General features: G+C 53.4%; 24 protein-coding genes. 19 read left to right on the forward strand and 5 right to left on the reverse strand.

Going from position 1 to position 16,283, the window contains the following annotated elements; translation table 11 throughout:
- From AMM03_RS12505 to AMM03_RS12565, 13 genes are all read left to right on the forward strand, one after another.
- Positions 1-931 (forward strand): elongation factor Tu (locus tag AMM03_RS12505; RefSeq protein WP_194942888.1); only part of this gene is annotated, 931 nt, incomplete at its 5' end.
- Positions 932-960: 29 nt separating this feature from the next.
- Complete coding sequence (gene rpsJ / locus AMM03_RS12510; protein ID WP_055359482.1) at positions 961-1,275, forward strand: 30S ribosomal protein S10; 315 nt, start codon at positions 961-963, stop codon at positions 1,273-1,275.
- 240 nt (positions 1,276-1,515) lie between these two features.
- A complete protein-coding gene (rplC, locus tag AMM03_RS12515; protein WP_090132130.1) occupies positions 1,516-2,178 on the forward strand; it encodes a 50S ribosomal protein L3 in 663 nt (220 codons plus the stop codon).
- A complete protein-coding gene (gene rplD, locus AMM03_RS12520) occupies positions 2,178-2,798 on the forward strand; it encodes a 50S ribosomal protein L4 (protein ID WP_090132132.1) in 621 nt (206 codons plus the stop codon). The genes rplC and rplD overlap by 1 nt, the downstream gene beginning before the upstream one ends.
- The gene (gene rplW, locus AMM03_RS12525; protein WP_090132134.1) at positions 2,795-3,109 is read left to right on the forward strand and encodes a 50S ribosomal protein L23; all 315 of its coding nucleotides are present in this window, start codon (positions 2,795-2,797) and stop codon (positions 3,107-3,109) included. Before rplD ends, rplW begins: the two co-directional genes overlap by 4 nt.
- Before the next feature lie 2 nt (positions 3,110-3,111).
- Positions 3,112-3,936 carry a 50S ribosomal protein L2 gene (gene rplB / locus AMM03_RS12530; protein WP_090132136.1) on the forward strand — a complete coding sequence of 275 codons (825 nt, stop codon included), beginning with the start codon at positions 3,112-3,114 and terminating at the stop codon, positions 3,934-3,936.
- 10 nt (positions 3,937-3,946) lie between these two features.
- The gene (rpsS, locus tag AMM03_RS12535; RefSeq protein ID WP_055359487.1) at positions 3,947-4,225 is read left to right on the forward strand and encodes a 30S ribosomal protein S19; all 279 of its coding nucleotides are present in this window, start codon (positions 3,947-3,949) and stop codon (positions 4,223-4,225) included.
- A gap of 9 nt (positions 4,226-4,234) precedes the next feature.
- Entirely contained in the window at positions 4,235-4,564 is a 330-nt protein-coding gene (rplV, locus tag AMM03_RS12540) for a 50S ribosomal protein L22 (protein WP_055359488.1), read from the forward strand.
- Between the two features lie 16 nt (positions 4,565-4,580).
- Entirely contained in the window at positions 4,581-5,459 is an 879-nt protein-coding gene (gene rpsC, locus AMM03_RS12545; RefSeq protein WP_090132138.1) for a 30S ribosomal protein S3, read from the forward strand.
- A 2-nt stretch (positions 5,460-5,461) separates the two neighbouring features.
- A complete protein-coding gene (gene rplP / locus AMM03_RS12550) occupies positions 5,462-5,878 on the forward strand; it encodes a 50S ribosomal protein L16 (RefSeq protein ID WP_055359490.1) in 417 nt (138 codons plus the stop codon).
- 16 nt (positions 5,879-5,894) lie between these two features.
- Complete coding sequence (rpmC, locus tag AMM03_RS12555) at positions 5,895-6,089, forward strand: 50S ribosomal protein L29 (RefSeq protein ID WP_090132140.1); 195 nt, start codon at positions 5,895-5,897, stop codon at positions 6,087-6,089.
- A 9-nt stretch (positions 6,090-6,098) separates the two neighbouring features.
- A complete protein-coding gene (gene rpsQ, locus AMM03_RS12560; RefSeq protein WP_090132142.1) occupies positions 6,099-6,368 on the forward strand; it encodes a 30S ribosomal protein S17 in 270 nt (89 codons plus the stop codon).
- Between the two features lie 116 nt (positions 6,369-6,484).
- The gene (locus tag AMM03_RS12565; RefSeq protein ID WP_090132144.1) at positions 6,485-6,991 is read left to right on the forward strand and encodes a peroxiredoxin; all 507 of its coding nucleotides are present in this window, start codon (positions 6,485-6,487) and stop codon (positions 6,989-6,991) included.
- A gap of 56 nt (positions 6,992-7,047) precedes the next feature.
- Here AMM03_RS12565 and AMM03_RS12570 read toward each other — a convergent pair whose 3' ends face one another.
- Both AMM03_RS12570 and AMM03_RS12575 read right to left on the reverse strand, forming a co-directional pair.
- Positions 7,048-7,488 carry a GNAT family N-acetyltransferase gene (locus tag AMM03_RS12570; RefSeq protein ID WP_090132323.1) on the reverse strand — a complete coding sequence of 147 codons (441 nt, stop codon included), beginning with the start codon at positions 7,486-7,488 and terminating at the stop codon, positions 7,048-7,050.
- 123 nt (positions 7,489-7,611) lie between these two features.
- Positions 7,612-8,286 (reverse strand): cytochrome b/b6 domain-containing protein, encoded by a 675-nt coding sequence (locus tag AMM03_RS12575; protein ID WP_090132146.1) that lies wholly within the window; start codon positions 8,284-8,286, stop codon positions 7,612-7,614.
- A gap of 87 nt (positions 8,287-8,373) precedes the next feature.
- Between AMM03_RS12575 and AMM03_RS12580 the strand changes: the two genes are divergently transcribed.
- Positions 8,374-8,826: a c-type cytochrome gene (locus tag AMM03_RS12580; protein ID WP_090132148.1), complete on the forward strand. Its 453-nt coding sequence runs from the start codon at positions 8,374-8,376 to the stop codon at positions 8,824-8,826.
- Between the two features lie 36 nt (positions 8,827-8,862).
- On the opposite strand, the gene AMM03_RS12585 is transcribed toward AMM03_RS12580, so the two are convergent.
- Entirely contained in the window at positions 8,863-10,119 is a 1,257-nt protein-coding gene (locus AMM03_RS12585; protein ID WP_090132150.1) for a CaiB/BaiF CoA transferase family protein, read from the reverse strand.
- A 52-nt stretch (positions 10,120-10,171) separates the two neighbouring features.
- Here AMM03_RS12585 and AMM03_RS12590 point away from each other — a divergent pair, with 52 nt between their 5' ends.
- From AMM03_RS12590 to ptsP, 5 genes are read left to right on the forward strand one after another with little or no spacing between them, the layout of a single operon-like run.
- Entirely contained in the window at positions 10,172-10,717 is a 546-nt protein-coding gene (locus tag AMM03_RS12590) for a hypothetical protein (RefSeq protein WP_194942889.1), read from the forward strand.
- Complete coding sequence (locus AMM03_RS12595) at positions 10,714-11,961, forward strand: MFS transporter (protein WP_228764700.1); 1,248 nt, start codon at positions 10,714-10,716, stop codon at positions 11,959-11,961. The genes AMM03_RS12590 and AMM03_RS12595 overlap by 4 nt, the downstream gene beginning before the upstream one ends.
- The gene (locus AMM03_RS12600; protein WP_090132154.1) at positions 11,958-12,401 is read left to right on the forward strand and encodes a PTS sugar transporter subunit IIA; all 444 of its coding nucleotides are present in this window, start codon (positions 11,958-11,960) and stop codon (positions 12,399-12,401) included. Before AMM03_RS12595 ends, AMM03_RS12600 begins: the two co-directional genes overlap by 4 nt.
- Positions 12,370-12,639 carry an HPr family phosphocarrier protein gene (locus AMM03_RS12605; protein ID WP_090132156.1) on the forward strand — a complete coding sequence of 90 codons (270 nt, stop codon included), beginning with the start codon at positions 12,370-12,372 and terminating at the stop codon, positions 12,637-12,639. The genes AMM03_RS12600 and AMM03_RS12605 overlap by 32 nt, the downstream gene beginning before the upstream one ends.
- Positions 12,636-14,387 carry a phosphoenolpyruvate--protein phosphotransferase gene (gene ptsP / locus AMM03_RS12610; protein ID WP_090132158.1) on the forward strand — a complete coding sequence of 584 codons (1,752 nt, stop codon included), beginning with the start codon at positions 12,636-12,638 and terminating at the stop codon, positions 14,385-14,387. Before AMM03_RS12605 ends, ptsP begins: the two co-directional genes overlap by 4 nt.
- Here ptsP and AMM03_RS12615 read toward each other — a convergent pair.
- Positions 14,384-15,277: a DMT family transporter gene (locus AMM03_RS12615; protein ID WP_090132160.1), complete on the reverse strand. Its 894-nt coding sequence runs from the start codon at positions 15,275-15,277 to the stop codon at positions 14,384-14,386. The genes ptsP and AMM03_RS12615 overlap by 4 nt on opposite strands.
- Positions 15,274-16,275: a lipoyl synthase gene (gene lipA, locus AMM03_RS12620; protein ID WP_090132162.1), complete on the reverse strand. Its 1,002-nt coding sequence runs from the start codon at positions 16,273-16,275 to the stop codon at positions 15,274-15,276. The genes AMM03_RS12615 and lipA overlap by 4 nt, the downstream gene beginning before the upstream one ends.
- Between the last annotated feature and the right edge of the window lie 8 nt (positions 16,276-16,283).

Raw genomic sequence — 16,283 nt, forward strand, 5'->3', positions numbered from 1 at the left:
TGTTTTGGTCACAGGCGGAAGCCGCGGCATTGGTGCTGCCACCTGCATTTTGGCAGCCCAAAAGGGCTGGGACGTCGCCGTCAATTACACGTCCAATGCACAGGCTGCCGAAGAGGTGGTTCAGCAAATCAAGGCAGCGGGTGGCCGCGCGATGGCCGTTCAGGCCGACGCCGAGTTGCTCGAGTTGGTGGAAATGGAAGTTCGCGAGTTGTTGTCTAAGTACGACTTCCCAGGCGACGACACACCGATCGTTCAAGGTTCAGCCAAGCTGGCTTTGGAAGGCGACAAGGGTCCTTTGGGCGAAGAAGCCATCATGAAGTTGGCAGCTGCTTTGGACTCTTACATCCCTACGCCTGACCGCGCAGTGGACGGTGCTTTCTTGATGCCAGTGGAAGACGTGTTCTCCATCTCTGGTCGCGGCACAGTGGTGACTGGCCGTATCGAGCGCGGCATCATCAAGGTTGGCGAAGAGATCGAAATCGTTGGTATTGCTGACACACAAAAAACCACATGTACAGGCGTTGAAATGTTCCGCAAATTGCTGGACCAAGGTCAAGCTGGCGACAACGTGGGTATTTTGCTGCGCGGCACCAAGCGCGAAGACGTGCAGCGCGGCCAAGTGTTGTGCAAGCCCGGCTCAATCAAGCCCCACACCCACTTCACAGGCGAGATCTATGTCTTGTCTAAAGACGAAGGTGGCCGTCACACGCCTTTCTTCAACAACTACCGTCCTCAGTTCTACTTCCGTACGACTGACGTGACAGGCGCGATCGAATTGCCAGAAGGCAAAGAGATGGTGATGCCTGGTGACAACGTGTCGATCACTGTGAAGTTGATCAACCCGATCGCCATGGAAGAAGGTCTGCGTTTTGCGATCCGTGAAGGCGGCCGCACTGTGGGCGCTGGCGTTGTTGCCAAGATCCTCGCTTAATTCAACACATTTAAGTTTGGAACACCAACATGTCAGCTAAACAAAAAATTCGCATTCGCCTCAAAGCGTTTGATTACAAATTGATCGACCAGTCTGCTGCTGAGATCGTAGACACTGCCAAGCGCACCGGCGCGATTGTCAAAGGCCCCGTGCCTTTGCCAACACGCATGAAGCGTTTTGACATTCTGCGTTCACCGCACGTCAACAAGACCAGCCGTGACCAGTTCGAAATCCGTACGCACCAGCGTCTGATGGACATCGTCGACCCAACAGATAAAACTGTTGATGCCTTGATGAAGTTGGACTTGCCTGCTGGCGTGGACGTCGAAATCAAGTTGCAGTAATCTGCAATTTAAAAAATAGTTGAGGTGTTGCCTGCCTGGGAAACTGGGCTTGCAACGTCCTCATCGGGGTCTGAAAAAGCCCCAAAAAGACTCGAATTTAAAAACTGCTTGCCATGATTCATGGCGTGTGGCTATAATTCGAGGCTCAGCCTAATTTGGGCTGGGATTTATTAACCTTCTTTCATATCAAACTCAGTGGCCAATTGAAGTCGCTGAGGTGGAAGTTTTGGAGAAAAAAACATGAGTCTTAGCAACTCCCTAGGGTTGCTGGGCCGCAAGGTGGGCATGATGCGTCTGTTCACTGATGATGGGGACGCAGTGCCTGTCACAGTGGTAGATGTTTCAAACAACCGTGTGACCCAGGTGAAAACCCAAGAGAACGATGGCTACGTTGCCCTTCAGGTAACGTTCGGCTCGCGCAAAGCATCGCGCGTGACCAAGCCAATTGCTGGCCACCTTGCGAAAGCAGGCGTTGAAGCCGGTGAAATCATTCAAGAATTCAAAGTGACTGCTGATACAGCAGCTCAGTACGCCGCTGGCGCTGCTGTGCCTGCTACGGTGTTTGCTGTGGGCCAAAAAGTGGACGTGCAAGGCACTTCCATTGGTAAAGGCTTCGCGGGCACCATCAAGCGTCACAACTTCAAGTCACAGCGCGCGTCGCACGGTAACAGCCGTTCGCACAACGTGCCAGGCTCTATCTCTATGGCGCAAGACCCAGGTCGCGTGTTCCCAGGTAAGCGCATGTCCGGTCACCTCGGTGATGTCACATGCACAACCCAGAACCTCGACGTCGTGCGCGTAGATGAAGTCCGTGGTTTGCTCCTCATTAAAGGTGCAATTCCTGGTTCAAAAGGCGGTTTCGTCACTGTGCGTCCCGCCGTTAAAGCTAAAGGAGCGAACTGATGCAGCTCGAACTCCTAAACGATCAAGGTCAAGCCGCTTCTAAATTCGAAGCGCCTGAAACCGTGTTCGGTCGTGAATACAACGAAGACCTGATTCACCAGATCGTGGTGGCTTATCAAGCCAATGCCCGTCAAGGCACCCGCGCTCAAAAAGACCGTGAACAAGTTCACCACTCAACCAAGAAGCCCTTTAAACAAAAAGGGACTGGCCGTGCACGTGCTGGTATGACTTCTTCGCCTTTGTGGCGCGGCGGTGGTCGTATTTTCCCGAACATGCCCGACGAAAACTTCACACAGAAGATCAACAAGAAGATGTACCGCGCTGGTATGGCTTCGATCTTCTCTCAGTTGGCACGCGAAGGCCGTTTGGCTGTGGTCGACTCCCTCAAGGTTGAGTCTCCCAAAACCAAGCAGTTGGCTGCCAAATTCAAAGCCATGAACCTCGACTCAGTCTTGGTCATTGCTGACGAAGTTGACGAAAACCTGTACTTGGCTTCACGCAATTTGGTCAACATCCTGATTGTTGAGCCCCGTTACGCCGATCCAGTTTCTTTGGTGCACTTCAAGAAAGTGCTCGTGACCAAAGCCGCTGTCGACAAACTCAAGGAGATGTTCGCATGAGCACACAAAAGTTTGACGAAGGTCGTCTGATGGCTGTGTTGGTTGCCCCCATCGTGTCCGAAAAGGCCACCATGGTTGCAGAAAAATCAAACGCTGTCACATTCAAAGTGCTGCAGGACGCTACCAAGCCTGAAATCAAAGCTGCTGTGCAGTTGATGTTCAAGGTGGAAGTTAAGGGCGTGTCTGTGGTGAACACCAAAGGCAAGACCAAGCGTTTTGGCAAGACAATCGGCCGTCGCGACAATGTTCGCAAGGCTTATGTCACCTTGATGCCAGGTCAAGAGCTGAACCTCTCAGGGGAGGCCGCTTAATCATGGCAGTCATTAAACTCAAACCAACCTCACCAGGCCAACGTGGCGTGGTGAAGGTGACTCGCGATCACCTGTACAAAGGCGAGGCCTATGCGCCTTTGCTCGAAGCACAGCATCAAAAAGCGGGTCGCAACAACAACGGTCACATCACAACCCGTCACAAGGGTGGTGGTCACAAACATCACTACCGTGTTGTTGACTTCAAACGCAACAAAGATGCAATTCCAGCCAAAGTGGAACGCATTGAGTACGATCCAAACCGCACAGCGCACATTGCGTTGGTCTGCTACGCAGACGGTGAGCGTCGTTACATCATTGCACCCCGTGGTTTGGAAGTTGGCGCAACATTGTTGTCCGGTTCGGAAGCTCCGATCCGTGCAGGCAATACATTGCCCATCCGCAACATTCCAGTGGGTTCAACCATTCACTGCATCGAATTGAAACCAGGTGCTGGCGCTCAAATCGCTCGCTCTGCTGGTACTTCTGCCACCTTGTTGGCCCGTGAAGGCATCTACGCTCAAGTGCGTATGCGTTCCGGTGAAGTTCGCAAGATTCACATCGAATGCCGTGCAACGATTGGTGAAGTCGCCAACGAAGAACACAGCTTGCGCCAGTTGGGCAAAGCCGGTGTGAAGCGTTGGATGGGTATTCGTCCTACCGTCCGCGGTGTGGCAATGAACCCTGTTGATCACCCACACGGTGGTGGCGAAGGTCGTACCGGTGAAGGCCGTCATGCAGTTGACCCATGGGGTAACCTGACTAAGGGCTACCGTACCCGTAACAACAAGCGCACGCAGGTCATGATCGTGTCGCGTCGCAAGAAGTAAAGGGTAGCCAATGACTCGCTCACTTAAAAAAGGTCCATTCGTTGACCATCACCTCGTTGCCAAGGTTGAAAAAGCCGTTGCAACGAAAGACAAGAAGCCCATCAAAACATGGTCACGTCGTTCTATGGTCTTGCCCGATTTCATCGGTTTGACCATTGCTGTGCACAACGGCAAACAACACGTGCCTGTTTATGTGACTGACCAAATGGTTGGCCACAAGCTGGGTGAATTCGCTCTGACCCGGACATTCAAGGGTCATCCAGCGGACAAAAAAGTCCAGAAGAAATAAGGAAAGACCATGGAAACACGTGCAGTCCTCAGGGGCGTCCGTTTGTCGGTCGATAAAGGCCGCCTGGTCGCCGATTTAATTCGCGGCAAAAAAGTGGATCAAGCTCTGAACATCCTCACATTCACGCAGAAAAAAGCTGCTGGCATTGTGAAGAAGGTTTTGGAGTCCGCTATCGCCAACGCTGAACACAACGACGGTGCTGACATCGACGAGTTGAAGGTGAAAACCATCTACGTCGAACAAGGCGCCACACTCAAGCGTTTTACCGCCCGCGCCAAAGGCCGTGGCAACCGTATCAGCAAGCCCACATGCCACGTGTATGTGACGGTTGGCAACTGAAAGGCCTAGGAAGAATATGGGACAAAAAATCCATCCTACCGGCTTCCGCCTTGCGGTCAGCCGCAATTGGGCAAGCCGTTGGTACGCAAGCAACCGTGATTTCGCAGGCATGTTGGCCGAAGACATCAAGGTTCGTGAATACCTCAAGGCCAAGTTGAAGAACGCTGCGGTTGCACGCGTCCTCATCGAGCGTCCAGCCAAAAACGCACGCATCACAATTTTCTCGGCTCGTCCTGGTGTTGTGATCGGTAAAAAAGGCGAAGACATCGAGAGCTTGAAGAAAGAACTCGCAGCTCGTTTGGGCGTGCCAGTGGCAGTGAACATCGAAGAAGTGCGCAAGCCCGAAATCGATGCCCAACTGATTGCTGACAGCATCACACAACAGCTCGAAAAGCGGATCATGTTCCGCCGCGCCATGAAGCGCGCCATGCAAAACGCCATGCGTCTGGGTGCTTTGGGCATCAAGATCATGTCTGCTGGCCGTCTGAACGGTATCGAGATTGCACGTACCGAGTGGTACCGTGAAGGCCGCGTGCCTTTGCACACTCTGCGCGCTGACATTGACTACGGCACTTCTGAAGCCAAGACCACCTACGGTGTGATCGGCGTCAAGGTCTGGGTCTACAAGGGTGACACCTTGGGTCGCAACGATGCACCTGCATTGGCTGAACCCCGTCAAGAAGAAGAGCGTCGCCCACGTGGCCCGCGTCGTGATGCACGTCCGGGTGACCGGCCTGCTCGCGGTGCGCCCCGTCGTGCTGGCGGTACCAACACAGCACCCGTTGACGGCAGCGACAAGCCCGCCGAAGCTGGTGGTGATGTCAAACCCACCGTTAAGCGCGTACGTAAAGTAGCCGCGCCAGCTGCAGCAGCTGACGGTGCCAAAGGAGAGTAAACATGCTGCAACCCGCTCGCAGAAAGTTCCGTAAGGAACAAAAGGGCCGCAACACCGGCGTCGCAACCCGTGGCAACACGGTTGCGTTTGGTGATTTCGGTTTGAAGTCCACCGACCGCGGCCGTTTGACGGCCCGTCAGATCGAAGCTGCACGTCGTGCAATTTCACGTCACGTGAAGCGTGGCGGCCGTATCTGGATTCGTGTGTTCCCCGACAAGCCAATCTCTACAAAACCTGCAGAGGTTCGTATGGGTAACGGTAAGGGCAACCCCGAGTACTACGTGGCTGAGATTCAGCCCGGTAAGGTGTTGTATGAAATCGTTGGCGTGCCAGAGCAATTGGCCCGTGAAGCGTTTAAATTGGCCGCAGCCAAACTGCCCTTGCGCACGACCTTTGTCGCACGCATGATTGGCCAGTAATTCAGGAGATATCACAATGAACACAACTGAACTGCGCACCCAAGACGAAGCTGGTTTGGCTAAAGAAATCAAGGATCTGCAAAGAGCCCATTTCAATTTGCGCATGCAAAAAGCCACTCAGCAACTCGGCAACACGAACCAACTGCGCGAAACTCGCCGCAGCATCGCACGTGCCAAAACCATCCTTGCCCAAAAGCAAGCCGCCAAATAAGGAGTGACCATGACGGAAGCTAAAACATCCCTCAAGCGCACCTTGATCGGCAAGGTGGTCAGCGACAAGCGCGCCAAAACCGTAACGGTGTTGGTCGAGCGTCGCGTGAAGCATGCTTTGTACGGCAAGATTGTTGCCAAATCAAGCAAGTACCACGCACATGACGAAACTGGACAATATGGCGTGGGCGACGTGATTGAAATCACCGAGAGCAAGCCAATTTCCAAAACCAAAAACTGGGTTGCTACCCGTTTGGTTGAAAAAGCAGAAACTGTTTAAGCCCAAAAAGCTTAGTTTCAGCAAAGCTTCTAAAAACGACTCACAATAGTGGGTCGTTTTTTTTTTCGTCTTACGAATGAACGAAATACCGAATTCAAATTTACAAAGGAACTAGCATGATCAAAGTTGGAGACACACTCCCAGCCGTTACATTGACGGAATTCGTTGAAGTTGAAGGCAATGGCTGCAGCATTGGCCCCAACCCTGTCGACCTGGCCAAAGCCACAGCTGGCAAAACCATTGCCTTGTTTGCTTTGCCCGGCGCTTTCACGCCAACATGCTCTGCCAAACACGTGCCTGGTTATGTGTCGCAGTACGATGCATTGGTCGCCGCTGGCGTCGATGAAATCTGGTGTGTCAGCGTCAACGATGCATTCGTGATGGGCGCATGGGGACGTGATCAAAAGAGCACAGGCAAAGTGCGCATGATGGGTGATGGCAGTGCCGATTTCACCAAAGCCACTGGCCTCACATTGGACTTGACCGCGCGTGGCATGGGCTTGCGCAGCAACCGTTATTCCATGCTCGTTAAAGATGGCAAGGTCGCGACCCTCAACATTGAAGGCCCTGGCAAGTTTGAAGTGAGCGACGCCGACACCATGTTGTCGCAAGCCAAAGCTTAATTGTCACTGCGAGTCTGCATTGCGGGCTCGCTACCGTGCCTCAACAAGGCGCCCTATTAAAGGAGCACACGAAGATAGTGTGCGCCTGGAATAGGGTTGTGATAGTAAGGTGGAATTTCTTCGAAGCCCAAGTCTTCGTACAAGGCGCGGGCTGTTTCCATTTCGTCAAGGGTGTCCAGAAAGATGCTGCTGTAGCCATAACGGCGCGCTGCATCAATGATGGCTTCTGCCAATTGCCTGCCAAGCCGCAGGCCCCTGTAGGCAGGCCTGACATACAAGCGCTTCATCTCGGAGGCATTGGGCTCGTCCGCTGAATCAAGGGGCCGAAGTGCACAGCATCCTGCTACTTGCCCGTTCACAATCGCCAACTGGAGTGACCCGCGGGGCAGTGCATATTCACCGGGCAACTCTTTCAATTCAAGCTCAAAACCTTGGAAACACAAGTCAACACTGAGCGTGCTGGCATATTCCAAAAATATCTCACGAACCCAATCCATTTGTTCGGGCGTCGTGGGCTCGATGAGCGAAACCTCAGAAGGCGATGTATCTTTCAAAGCGGTGCGATTAAAAACAAAACCCAAGTTTAGCGTGAATGGCGTGCTTGCAGAATTTGCAAAATTTCAGGGGCCCAAATTCACCAATCGATAAATGACATAAGCGCTGATGGCTATCACCACCAAAGCTTTCAGCCAGTCGATGGGGCGGTCGAGTGAGGCGGGTTCATTCAAGGCTGCTTCTGAGGGAGTCGATTTGTCACCCGTCAACATGGGTTTGACCAGGTTAATTTTCTTGCGATAAAAGTACCAAGCAATGGCCAAAATGTGCACAAGCACCAAAATCAAGATAACAAGCTTGCCAACTTCGGTGTGCCAGTAAGTAGCCGATAGGATGGTTTTTTCAGACACCAGGTGTGTCAAAGGACCTGCGTTGGCTATTTCGTCGTCACTGATCAAGCCAGAACCCACTTGGGCAGTTAGAAAAAACAAAATGGCCAACACAGACCAGGAACCAGTTGGGTTGTGTCCCAAATAGTTAACGGAGGGGTCTTTGGAAAACAAATAGGACTTGAGGGTTAAGGGCGACAAGGCAAATTGGCGCCAGAGCGACCAAAACCCACCGACAAATCCCCAGACGAATCTGAAAATAAGCAGACTGCCAACACAGTAACCCAGTCGGAAATGCCACACCATGGCATTGCCACCCACATTGCCCGTGATGACCAAGCCAATGACGGACAGGGCCAGTGCCCAGTGAAATATGCGGGTGGGTAAATCCCAAATTCTGATTTGTGTCATTCAAATACTTTCAGCAGAAAAAACGGTGCCTGCAAGCCATTTAAAAACATGAGAAACTGCGGGCACTTAACAATTTTAGGATTCATTATGAAAAAACTCTTGATACTGGTCACAGGTGTCGCATCTATCATGATGGCATTGCCTGCTGCAGCACAATTTGCCAAACCTGAAGATGCCATCAAGTACCGCAAGGCCAGCTTCACCGTCATGGCTGCACACTTTAGCCGTGTAGGCGCTATGGCAACCGGCCGCGTCCCTTACGACGCCAAAGCCGCTGCCGAAAATGCAGACATTGCCGCCGCCATGGCCAAGTTGCCTTGGGCCGCTTTCCCTGAGGGCAGTGACAAAGGCGAAACGCGCGCCAAGCCCGAAATTTGGAAAGACAGTGCCAAGTACAAAGAAGCGGCCGACAAGATGCAAGCAGAGCTAAGCAAAGTGGCGGTTGCCGCAAAGGCTGGCAATGTGGATGCACTCAAAGCAGCATTTGGACCAGCGTCAGCAACTTGCAAAGGCTGCCACGACACCTTCCGCAAAGAGTGAAGAAAATCGTCCTATAAATCGAGCATCAAGGCATCATCAAATGATGTCTTGGTTTTTCAGCTCAGCAATTTGGGTGTCGGTATAGCCCAATACTTCTTTGAGTAGCACGTCTGTGTGCTCACCCAACTGCGGTGGCACATGGTCCTTTCGAACGGGTGTGACGCTTAGCTTCAGAGGGCTTGAGACCAACTTCAAGTCTTTTTGATGCGGGTGTTGCCACGTGCTCACCATGTCTCTGGCGGCCACGTGGGGGTCAGCAAACACTTCAGACAAATTGTTGATGGCGCCACACGGAACCTTGGCGGCTTCGAGTGCCGACAACCAATCGGCCTTGGTTCGCGTCAGCATGATTTTTTCAAGCATTGGCACCAGCACTTGACGGTTTTTGACGCGTTCGGTGTTCTTGGCAAAACGCTCATCGGCCGCCAACTCTGGATGTCCCGCCACGCCACAGAACTTGGCATATTGACCGTCATTGCCCACCGCCAAAATAAGATGATCACGTGCAGCAGGGCCGTTGCTGGCGATCAATTCGGGGCTGGGCTTCACTTCAAAAACTTGGTACGGCACGATGTTCTGATGCGCGTTGCCAGCACGGCCGGGAGTTTTGCCACTGACCAAATAGTTGGCGCCCAAATTGGCCAGCATGGCCACTTGCGTGTCTAGCAGGGCCATGTCGACATATTGGCCTTCGCCGGTTTTTTCGGCGTGACGTAGTGCGGCCATGATGCCCACGGCGGCGTACATGCCCGTGAACAAATCGGCCACAGCCACGCCCACCTTTTGGGGGCCACCGCCCAAGTCATCTCGCTCGCCTGTGACGCTCATCAAGCCGCCTATGCCTTGCACAGCGTAGTCATATCCCGCGCGATCACTGTAGGGGCCGGTTTGTCCAAAACCCGTCACGCTGCAATAAACAAGGCGCGGGTTAAGGACTTTGAGACTGCTGTAGTCCAAGCCATAGCGGGCCATGTCGCCCACTTTGAAATTCTCGATGAAGACATCGCAGTGCGTCACCAGTTCTCGAATCAAGGTTTGGCCTTGTGGTTTGGAGATATCGCACGTAAGTGAGCGCTTATTTCGGTTGGTCCCTAAATAATAAGCAGCTTCTTGGGTGTCCTTGCCCTCTGCGTCTTTCAAGAAAGGCGGCCCCCAACTGCGGGTGTCGTCGCCCGCACCAGGGCGTTCAATTTTGATGACATCGGCGCCTAAGTCGGCCAATGTTTGGGTGCACCATGGGCCCGCCAACACGCGGGAAAGATCGAGAACGCGAATGCCGTCTAATGAATTCATGCGCACATTGTCGCGAAAAACAAAGTTCCATGCGCGCGTTGATAATCAAGCCATGTCGAAATTGTTGTTTACTGTCATCACCCTATTGGGATTGTTGGGTTTACCCGCTTGCCAGCCCAGCCTGAACTGGCGAGCCAGTCAGTTGGAAGGCAGCGCTTTGCGCTTTGAGTTGCCCTGCAAGCCTGACAAAACCGTGCGCACAGTCAGCATGGCAGGACAAGCCTTGGAACTTGCGGTGGCAGGCTGTGAAGCCGAAGACGCTGTCTGGGCCGTCATGTCAACGCAAGCCCCAGCATCGGTGGACCGCAATGAATTGATCAAGGGCTGGCGTCAAGCGACTTTGCAAAACATGCGCGCCACTGAAGTTCAAGAGGCGACTTGGACGCCACCCAAATCAGCCTTAGAGGGCGCTGTGCGTGTCCTGGCAAAAGGGACAGGCCCAAATGGGCAAGCATTGATCGCCCATGCCGTTTGGTTCTCTCACCTAGAAGGCAGTCAACTGCGCATGGTGCATGCGGTTGTTTATCAAAACAAGGTCAAAAAATCACAAAGTCAGCAAAGTGCCGACCCATTTATAGAAAGCTTTAAGTTGCCATGAATCCAAGCCAAAGCCCTATGCTGGCAAGGCGTCAAATGGTCGGGGTCTTTTTGGCCTTTGCTTTTGCCTATTTTTTATCCACCCTGATGCGCGCCATCACGGCCACACTGTCACCGGCCCTGACACAAGAGCTGGCACTGTCGGCGCAAGATTTGGGACTGTTGGCCGGCGGCTACTTTCTAGGATTTTCGGTCACGCAGTTGCCCTTGGGTAAATGGTTGGATTTGCATGGCCCCAAAAAAGTCATCTTGTCCTTTTTGGTGGTGGCTGTCTTGGGTTGCATTTGTTTTGCCATGGCCGAGAGTTTTGTGGGCTTGTGGTTGGCCCGCGTGTTGTGCGGCATTGGTGTTAGCGCCTGCTTAATGGCACCCCTGACCGGCTACAGGCGCTGGATGGACCCAGGCTCGCAACTTCGCGCCAATTCTTGGATGCTGATGACCGGCTCACTGGGCATGCTCTGCTCCACCTTGCCTGTCCAGTGGTTAATGCCCTTCACCGGCTGGCGCGCTATTTTTGCGGGTTTGGCAGTGTTGGTGGTGGTGGCCATGTTGATGATTCATTGGATCGTCCCTGCTTGGGAAAAGCCGCAAGAAACTTCGGCCAAGCCCGTTGACGCAGAAGCCGGCTATGGCCCCATTTGGCGCAGCGCCTACTTCTGGCGCATGGCCCCGATTGGATTCTTTTGTTATGCCGGCATGCTGGCAGTTCAAACTTTGTGGGCGGGCCCCTGGATGACGGTGGTCGGTGGCTATACACCCATTGAGGCAGCCACGGGCTTGTTTGGTATCAACTTGACCATGCTCGTCACATTTTGGATTTGGGGTTTGGTGACGCCCAAATTGGCCCAACGTGGCCTTTCGCCCAATCGCTTGATTGCCTGGGGTCAGCCGATCAGCCTTTTGATTTTGGCCACCCTGATTGCGCTGGGCCCTCAATTGGGCGGTCACACCGCCATTGTGTTGACTTTGTTTTGTGTCAGCAGCACCTTTGTCTCTTTGGCCCAGCCAGCCGTTGGCATGGCCTTCCCATCGCATCTGGCAGGCCGTGCTTTGTCGGCCTACAACTTGGTGATCTTCGTGGGCGTGTTTGTGGTTCAGTGGGGCATTGGCCTGGGCGTGGACTTCTTCAAATCATTGGGCTGGCCACCTGTTTTGGCGTTTCAGTCTGCGTTTTCGGTGTTTGGCGCGTGTGCCACGCTGTCCTATGTTTATTTTCATTGGGCAAACCGCGATAATTCGGCATGATTGGAATTCTCATCGTTGCCCACGCACCGCTGGCTTCGGCTTTGCGTGAATGTGCTTTGCACGTTTTTCCAGATTGTGCTTCTGGTGTGCAGGCGCTCGACATTGCGCCCAATGCCAGCCCAGAAGAAAGCTTGCAATTGGCCAAAGCGGCCATGGCCAAATTGAATACTTCAGAAGTTTTGCTTTTGAGTGATGTCTTTGGTGCAACCCCCTCCAACATCGCACAAAAACTCAACGATGGCATCGACACGCGCTTGCTGGCGGGTGTCAACTTACCCATGTTGCTCAGAAGCGTTTGCTATCGTCACGAAACGCTGGATGCCTTGGCCTCGCGTGCGCAAACCGGTGGTGCGCAAGGCATCATGCCCGTTGGCTGCACCGCGCCTCAAATTCAAACAGGAACTCGACATGCTCCAAGCTACGACGACCATCAGCAATAAGCTCGGCCTCCATGCGCGAGCGTCTGCCAAGCTCACCAAACTGGCCGGTAGTTTTCCGTGCGAAGTATGGATCGCCAAAGGCGAGCGCCGGGTCAATGCCAAAAGCATCATGGGCGTCATGATGTTGGCTGCTGGCATTGGCAGCGAAGTCACCATTGACACAGATGGTGAGCAAGCACAAGAGGCTTTGGACGCCGTTCTGGCCATCATTGCCGACAAATTTGGCGAGGGTGAATGACTTTTAGCATCCACGGTTTAGCAGTTGCCAGAGGCATTGCCATTGGGCGTGCGGTGCTGGTGGCTTCGAGCCGAGTTGACGTTGCGCACTATTTCATTCAGCACGATCAAGTCGCTGCAGAAATAGACCGACTGCGTCAAGCGCGCAACGCCGTGGTCGACGAACTCAAACGACTTCAACAAGAACTCACAGCCGATGCACCGCCCGAATTGGGCGCCTTGCTCGATGTGCACTTGATGCTCTTGGAAGATGAGAGTTTGTCTGCAGGCGTGAAGCAATGGATCGAAGAGCGTTTCTACAACGCCGAGTGGGCTGTGAGCAGTCAAATGGAAGTCATCGGACGCCAGTTTGACGAAATGGAAGATGCCTATTTGCGCGAGCGTAAATCAGATCTCGAACAAGTCACTGAACGTGTCTTGCATTTCTTGAAAGGTGGAACCTCGCCTGTGGTGAGAACCAAGCCACATGCAAGGCCGCAACAAGAATTGCAATTGGGCGACACCATGGACGTGCCCTTGGTGTTGGTGGCGCACGATTTGTCGCCCGCTGACATGCTGCAGTTTAAGCAAAGTGTGTTTACTGGATTTGTGACCGATGTTGGCGGCAAAACGTCGCACACCGCCATTGTGGCGCGCAGCTTAGACATTCCTGCAGTTGTGGGTGCTAGAAGCGCCAGCCAACTCATTCGCCAAGACGATTGGGTCATCATTGATGGCGACATGGGCGTTGTCATTGTCGATCCCTCGCCCATTATTTTGGCCGAGTACGGCTTCAAGCAAAGACAAGGGGACTTGGAGCGAGAACGTCTTTCAAGACTGAGGCACACACCCGCCGTTACTTTAGATGGCCAAAAAATTGAACTGCTGGCCAACATCGAAATGCCTGAAGATGCCGATGCCGCTGTGTTGGCTGGCGCTGTCGGTGTGGGGCTTTTTAGAAGTGAGTTTTTGTTCATGGGCCGGCAGGGCAATTTGCCGGAAGAAGACGAGCAATTTGAGCAATATCGGCGGGCCATCGAAGGCATGAAGGGCTTGCCAGTGACCATTCGAACAGTCGATGTGGGTGCAGACAAGCCGCTCGATGAAGCGCGTCACGACGCCGCCCACTTGAACCCTGCTCTGGGCCTGCGAGCCATTCGTTGGAGCTTGGCCGACCCCGAAATGTTCTTGACGCAATTGCGCGCTATTTTGCGAGCGGCTGCCTTGGGTAAAGTCAATTTGTTGGTGCCCATGTTGGCACACGCCAGTGAAATTCATCAAACCCTGGCACTGGTCAAGCAAGCCCAGCGCGACTTGGACGCACGCGGTGTTGCCTATGGCAATGTTCGACTAGGCGCCATGATTGAAATCCCTGCTGCGGCTTTGTCTCTCAAACTATTTTTGAAGCACTTTGACTTTCTGTCCATTGGTACCAATGACCTGATTCAATACACCTTGGCCATTGACCGTGCGGATGAAACAGTGGCGCACTTGTACGATCCCTTGCACCCAGCAGTGTTACGCTTGATTGCCGACACCATTGCGGAAGGCGCGGCGCAAGGCAAGAGCGTGTCCGTTTGTGGTGAGATGGCGGGCGATGTTGGTATGACCCGATTGCTATTGGGCATGGGACTGAGAAGTTTCTCAATGCACCCTTCGCAGGTGCTGCTGGTCAAGCAACAAATTTTGCGTGCCGACACCGAAAAGCTCAAAACCTTGGCCGCGAAAGTGTTGGACTCGGAAGATCCTGCCAGCCTGCTGTTGGCTTAGTTTGGCTTGGCTGGCGTTTCAAAATAGGGGTCGTTGGCCGCTTCGTTGCTGACACTGCGCCCTAGCCATGCGCCACCCACAATCAATACACCCGCACACGCCACTGCGGCGGTGAGCGCTTCTTGTCGGTCTAACAAAAGCAAAACGGTTGAGCCCAGCGGCGTCAAAAAACTGAGCAATCCTATTTGTTGCGCGCGGCCCTTCTTAAGGGCCGCATCCCACAAATAAAACGCCAAGCCCAAGGGCCCCAAGCCCATCCAAGTTAACAACAAAGCATCGTTTGTCGAAAGCATCACAGGTGCTTCCAAGACAAAGTGACAAGCCAGAGATAACAGGCCTGAAGCCAAACCAAAACTGCCAATGGCCGCGGTGTGAAATGCAGGCACTCTCTGCGTCATAAGCGAATAGGTGGCCCAGACGATGGCTGAAGCCAACGCGGCCCAATAGCCTGCGCTGAATTGAAATTCAATGACGCGACCGCCAGTGATGGCCAACACAGCACCGCTGAAACCTGCCAATGCCGCTACAAGTTGTCGCCAATGCAATCGTGCCCCTTTGTGGAACATCGGCGCCAATACAACGATCAGCAGGGGCCACAAATAATTGACTAAATTGGCTTCAACTGCAGGCGCAGTTCTGAGCGCTAGAAACAGCAAAAAGTGAAAGCCAAACAAGCCGTAAATACCCAGCAACAAGGTGCTGGCGGGCACGATGGCAAGACGCCATTGAAAACCAGACCAAGGCAAAGCGACCAAACTGCCGATTAATAAAGCGCAACCGGTAGATAAAAAAGGCGGCAGGTGAGAAAGCCTCACACCCACGGGCGCCAGTGTGGCCCACAGTGCAATCGCGCCCAGCGCAGAGAAGACGGCTTTTTGAGAGGCGGTCAACGCGCCAAACTCGCCTCGTGCGCTTGTTGATCTGCGTGATAACTTGATCGAACCATCGCGCCAACAGCCGCATGCTTGAAGCCCATCTCGTAGGCTTTTTCTTCAAACATTTTGAAAGTGTCGGGGTGCACATAACGCTTCACAGGCAAGTGGCTGTTAGAAGGTGCCAAGTACTGACCCAGTGTGAGCATTTCGATGTTGTGTGCACGCATGTCGCGCATCACTTCCAAAATTTCTTCGTCGGTTTCACCCAAGCCCACCATCAAGCCGCTCTTGGTCGGCACGTCAGGAAACAAGGCCTTGAATTTTTTGAGAAGTTGCAATGAGAACTGATAGTCGGAACCAGGGCGCACTTCTTTGTACAGACGTGGCACTGTTTCTAGATTGTGGTTCATGACATCGGGTGGCGCCGCTTTGAGAATTTCAAGCGCGCGGTCGTCACGGCCTCTAAAGTCGGGCACCAAAACTTCAATTTGGGTTTTGGGCGACAGCTCGCGGGTTTGGCGAATGCAGTCGACAAAGTGACCTGCGCCCCCATCGCGCAAGTCGTCGCGGTCTACGCTGGTAATGACCACATAGCTCAACTTTAGGTCGGCAATGGTGCGCGCCAAGTTGCTGGGTTCGTTCACATCCAATGGATCGGGGCGGCCGTGACCCACATCACAAAAAGGGCAGCGACGCGTGCATTTGTCGCCCATGATCATGAAGGTGGCCGTGCCTTTACCAAAGCACTCTCCAATGTTGGGGCAGCTGGCTTCCTCGCACACAGTGACCAGACTGTTTTTGCGCAGAATGTCTTTGATTTCGTAAAAGCGCGTGGTTGGTGAGCCTGCTTTGACGCGAATCCAATCGGGCTTTTTCAGAATTTCGCCTGCTTCCACTTTGATGGGAATGCGCGACAACTTCGCGGCCGCCTTTTGTTTGGCTGAAGCGTCGTAGTTTTCTTGTGTCTGCGCTTCTCGCACCACGTTGCGGGTGATGCCGGAGTCTTTGGTCATTGCTTTCT

This window comes from Limnohabitans sp. Rim11 (assembly GCF_001269365.1).
In the GTDB taxonomy this organism is placed as follows: Bacteria; Pseudomonadota; Gammaproteobacteria; order Burkholderiales; family Burkholderiaceae_C; genus Limnohabitans_A.

Bases quoted from the DNA above. Each gene is read 5' to 3' on its own strand.
- rpsJ (WP_055359482.1), top strand. From the start codon at position 961: ATGTCAGCTAAACAAAAAATTCGCATTCGCCTCAAAGCGTTTGATTAC.
- rplC (WP_090132130.1), top strand. From the start codon at position 1,516: ATGAGTCTTAGCAACTCCCTAGGGTTGCTGGGCCGCAAGGTGGGCATG.
- rplD (WP_090132132.1), top strand. From the start codon at position 2,178: ATGCAGCTCGAACTCCTAAACGATCAAGGTCAAGCCGCTTCTAAATTC.
- rplW (WP_090132134.1), top strand. From the start codon at position 2,795: ATGAGCACACAAAAGTTTGACGAAGGTCGTCTGATGGCTGTGTTGGTT.
- rplB (WP_090132136.1), top strand. From the start codon at position 3,112: ATGGCAGTCATTAAACTCAAACCAACCTCACCAGGCCAACGTGGCGTG.
- rpsS (WP_055359487.1), top strand. From the start codon at position 3,947: ATGACTCGCTCACTTAAAAAAGGTCCATTCGTTGACCATCACCTCGTT.
- rplV (WP_055359488.1), top strand. From the start codon at position 4,235: ATGGAAACACGTGCAGTCCTCAGGGGCGTCCGTTTGTCGGTCGATAAA.
- rpsC (WP_090132138.1), top strand. From the start codon at position 4,581: ATGGGACAAAAAATCCATCCTACCGGCTTCCGCCTTGCGGTCAGCCGC.
- rplP (WP_055359490.1), top strand. From the start codon at position 5,462: ATGCTGCAACCCGCTCGCAGAAAGTTCCGTAAGGAACAAAAGGGCCGC.
- rpmC (WP_090132140.1), top strand. From the start codon at position 5,895: ATGAACACAACTGAACTGCGCACCCAAGACGAAGCTGGTTTGGCTAAA.
- rpsQ (WP_090132142.1), top strand. From the start codon at position 6,099: ATGACGGAAGCTAAAACATCCCTCAAGCGCACCTTGATCGGCAAGGTG.
- AMM03_RS12565 (WP_090132144.1), top strand. From the start codon at position 6,485: ATGATCAAAGTTGGAGACACACTCCCAGCCGTTACATTGACGGAATTC.
- AMM03_RS12570 (WP_090132323.1), bottom strand. From the start codon at position 7,488: ATGGATTGGGTTCGTGAGATATTTTTGGAATATGCCAGCACGCTCAGT.
- AMM03_RS12575 (WP_090132146.1), bottom strand. From the start codon at position 8,286: ATGACACAAATCAGAATTTGGGATTTACCCACCCGCATATTTCACTGG.
- AMM03_RS12580 (WP_090132148.1), top strand. From the start codon at position 8,374: ATGAAAAAACTCTTGATACTGGTCACAGGTGTCGCATCTATCATGATG.
- AMM03_RS12585 (WP_090132150.1), bottom strand. From the start codon at position 10,119: ATGAATTCATTAGACGGCATTCGCGTTCTCGATCTTTCCCGCGTGTTG.
- AMM03_RS12590 (WP_194942889.1), top strand. From the start codon at position 10,172: ATGTCGAAATTGTTGTTTACTGTCATCACCCTATTGGGATTGTTGGGT.
- AMM03_RS12595 (WP_228764700.1), top strand. From the start codon at position 10,714: ATGAATCCAAGCCAAAGCCCTATGCTGGCAAGGCGTCAAATGGTCGGG.
- AMM03_RS12600 (WP_090132154.1), top strand. From the start codon at position 11,958: ATGATTGGAATTCTCATCGTTGCCCACGCACCGCTGGCTTCGGCTTTG.
- AMM03_RS12605 (WP_090132156.1), top strand. From the start codon at position 12,370: ATGCTCCAAGCTACGACGACCATCAGCAATAAGCTCGGCCTCCATGCG.
- ptsP (WP_090132158.1), top strand. From the start codon at position 12,636: ATGACTTTTAGCATCCACGGTTTAGCAGTTGCCAGAGGCATTGCCATT.
- lipA (WP_090132162.1), bottom strand. From the start codon at position 16,275: ATGACCAAAGACTCCGGCATCACCCGCAACGTGGTGCGAGAAGCGCAG.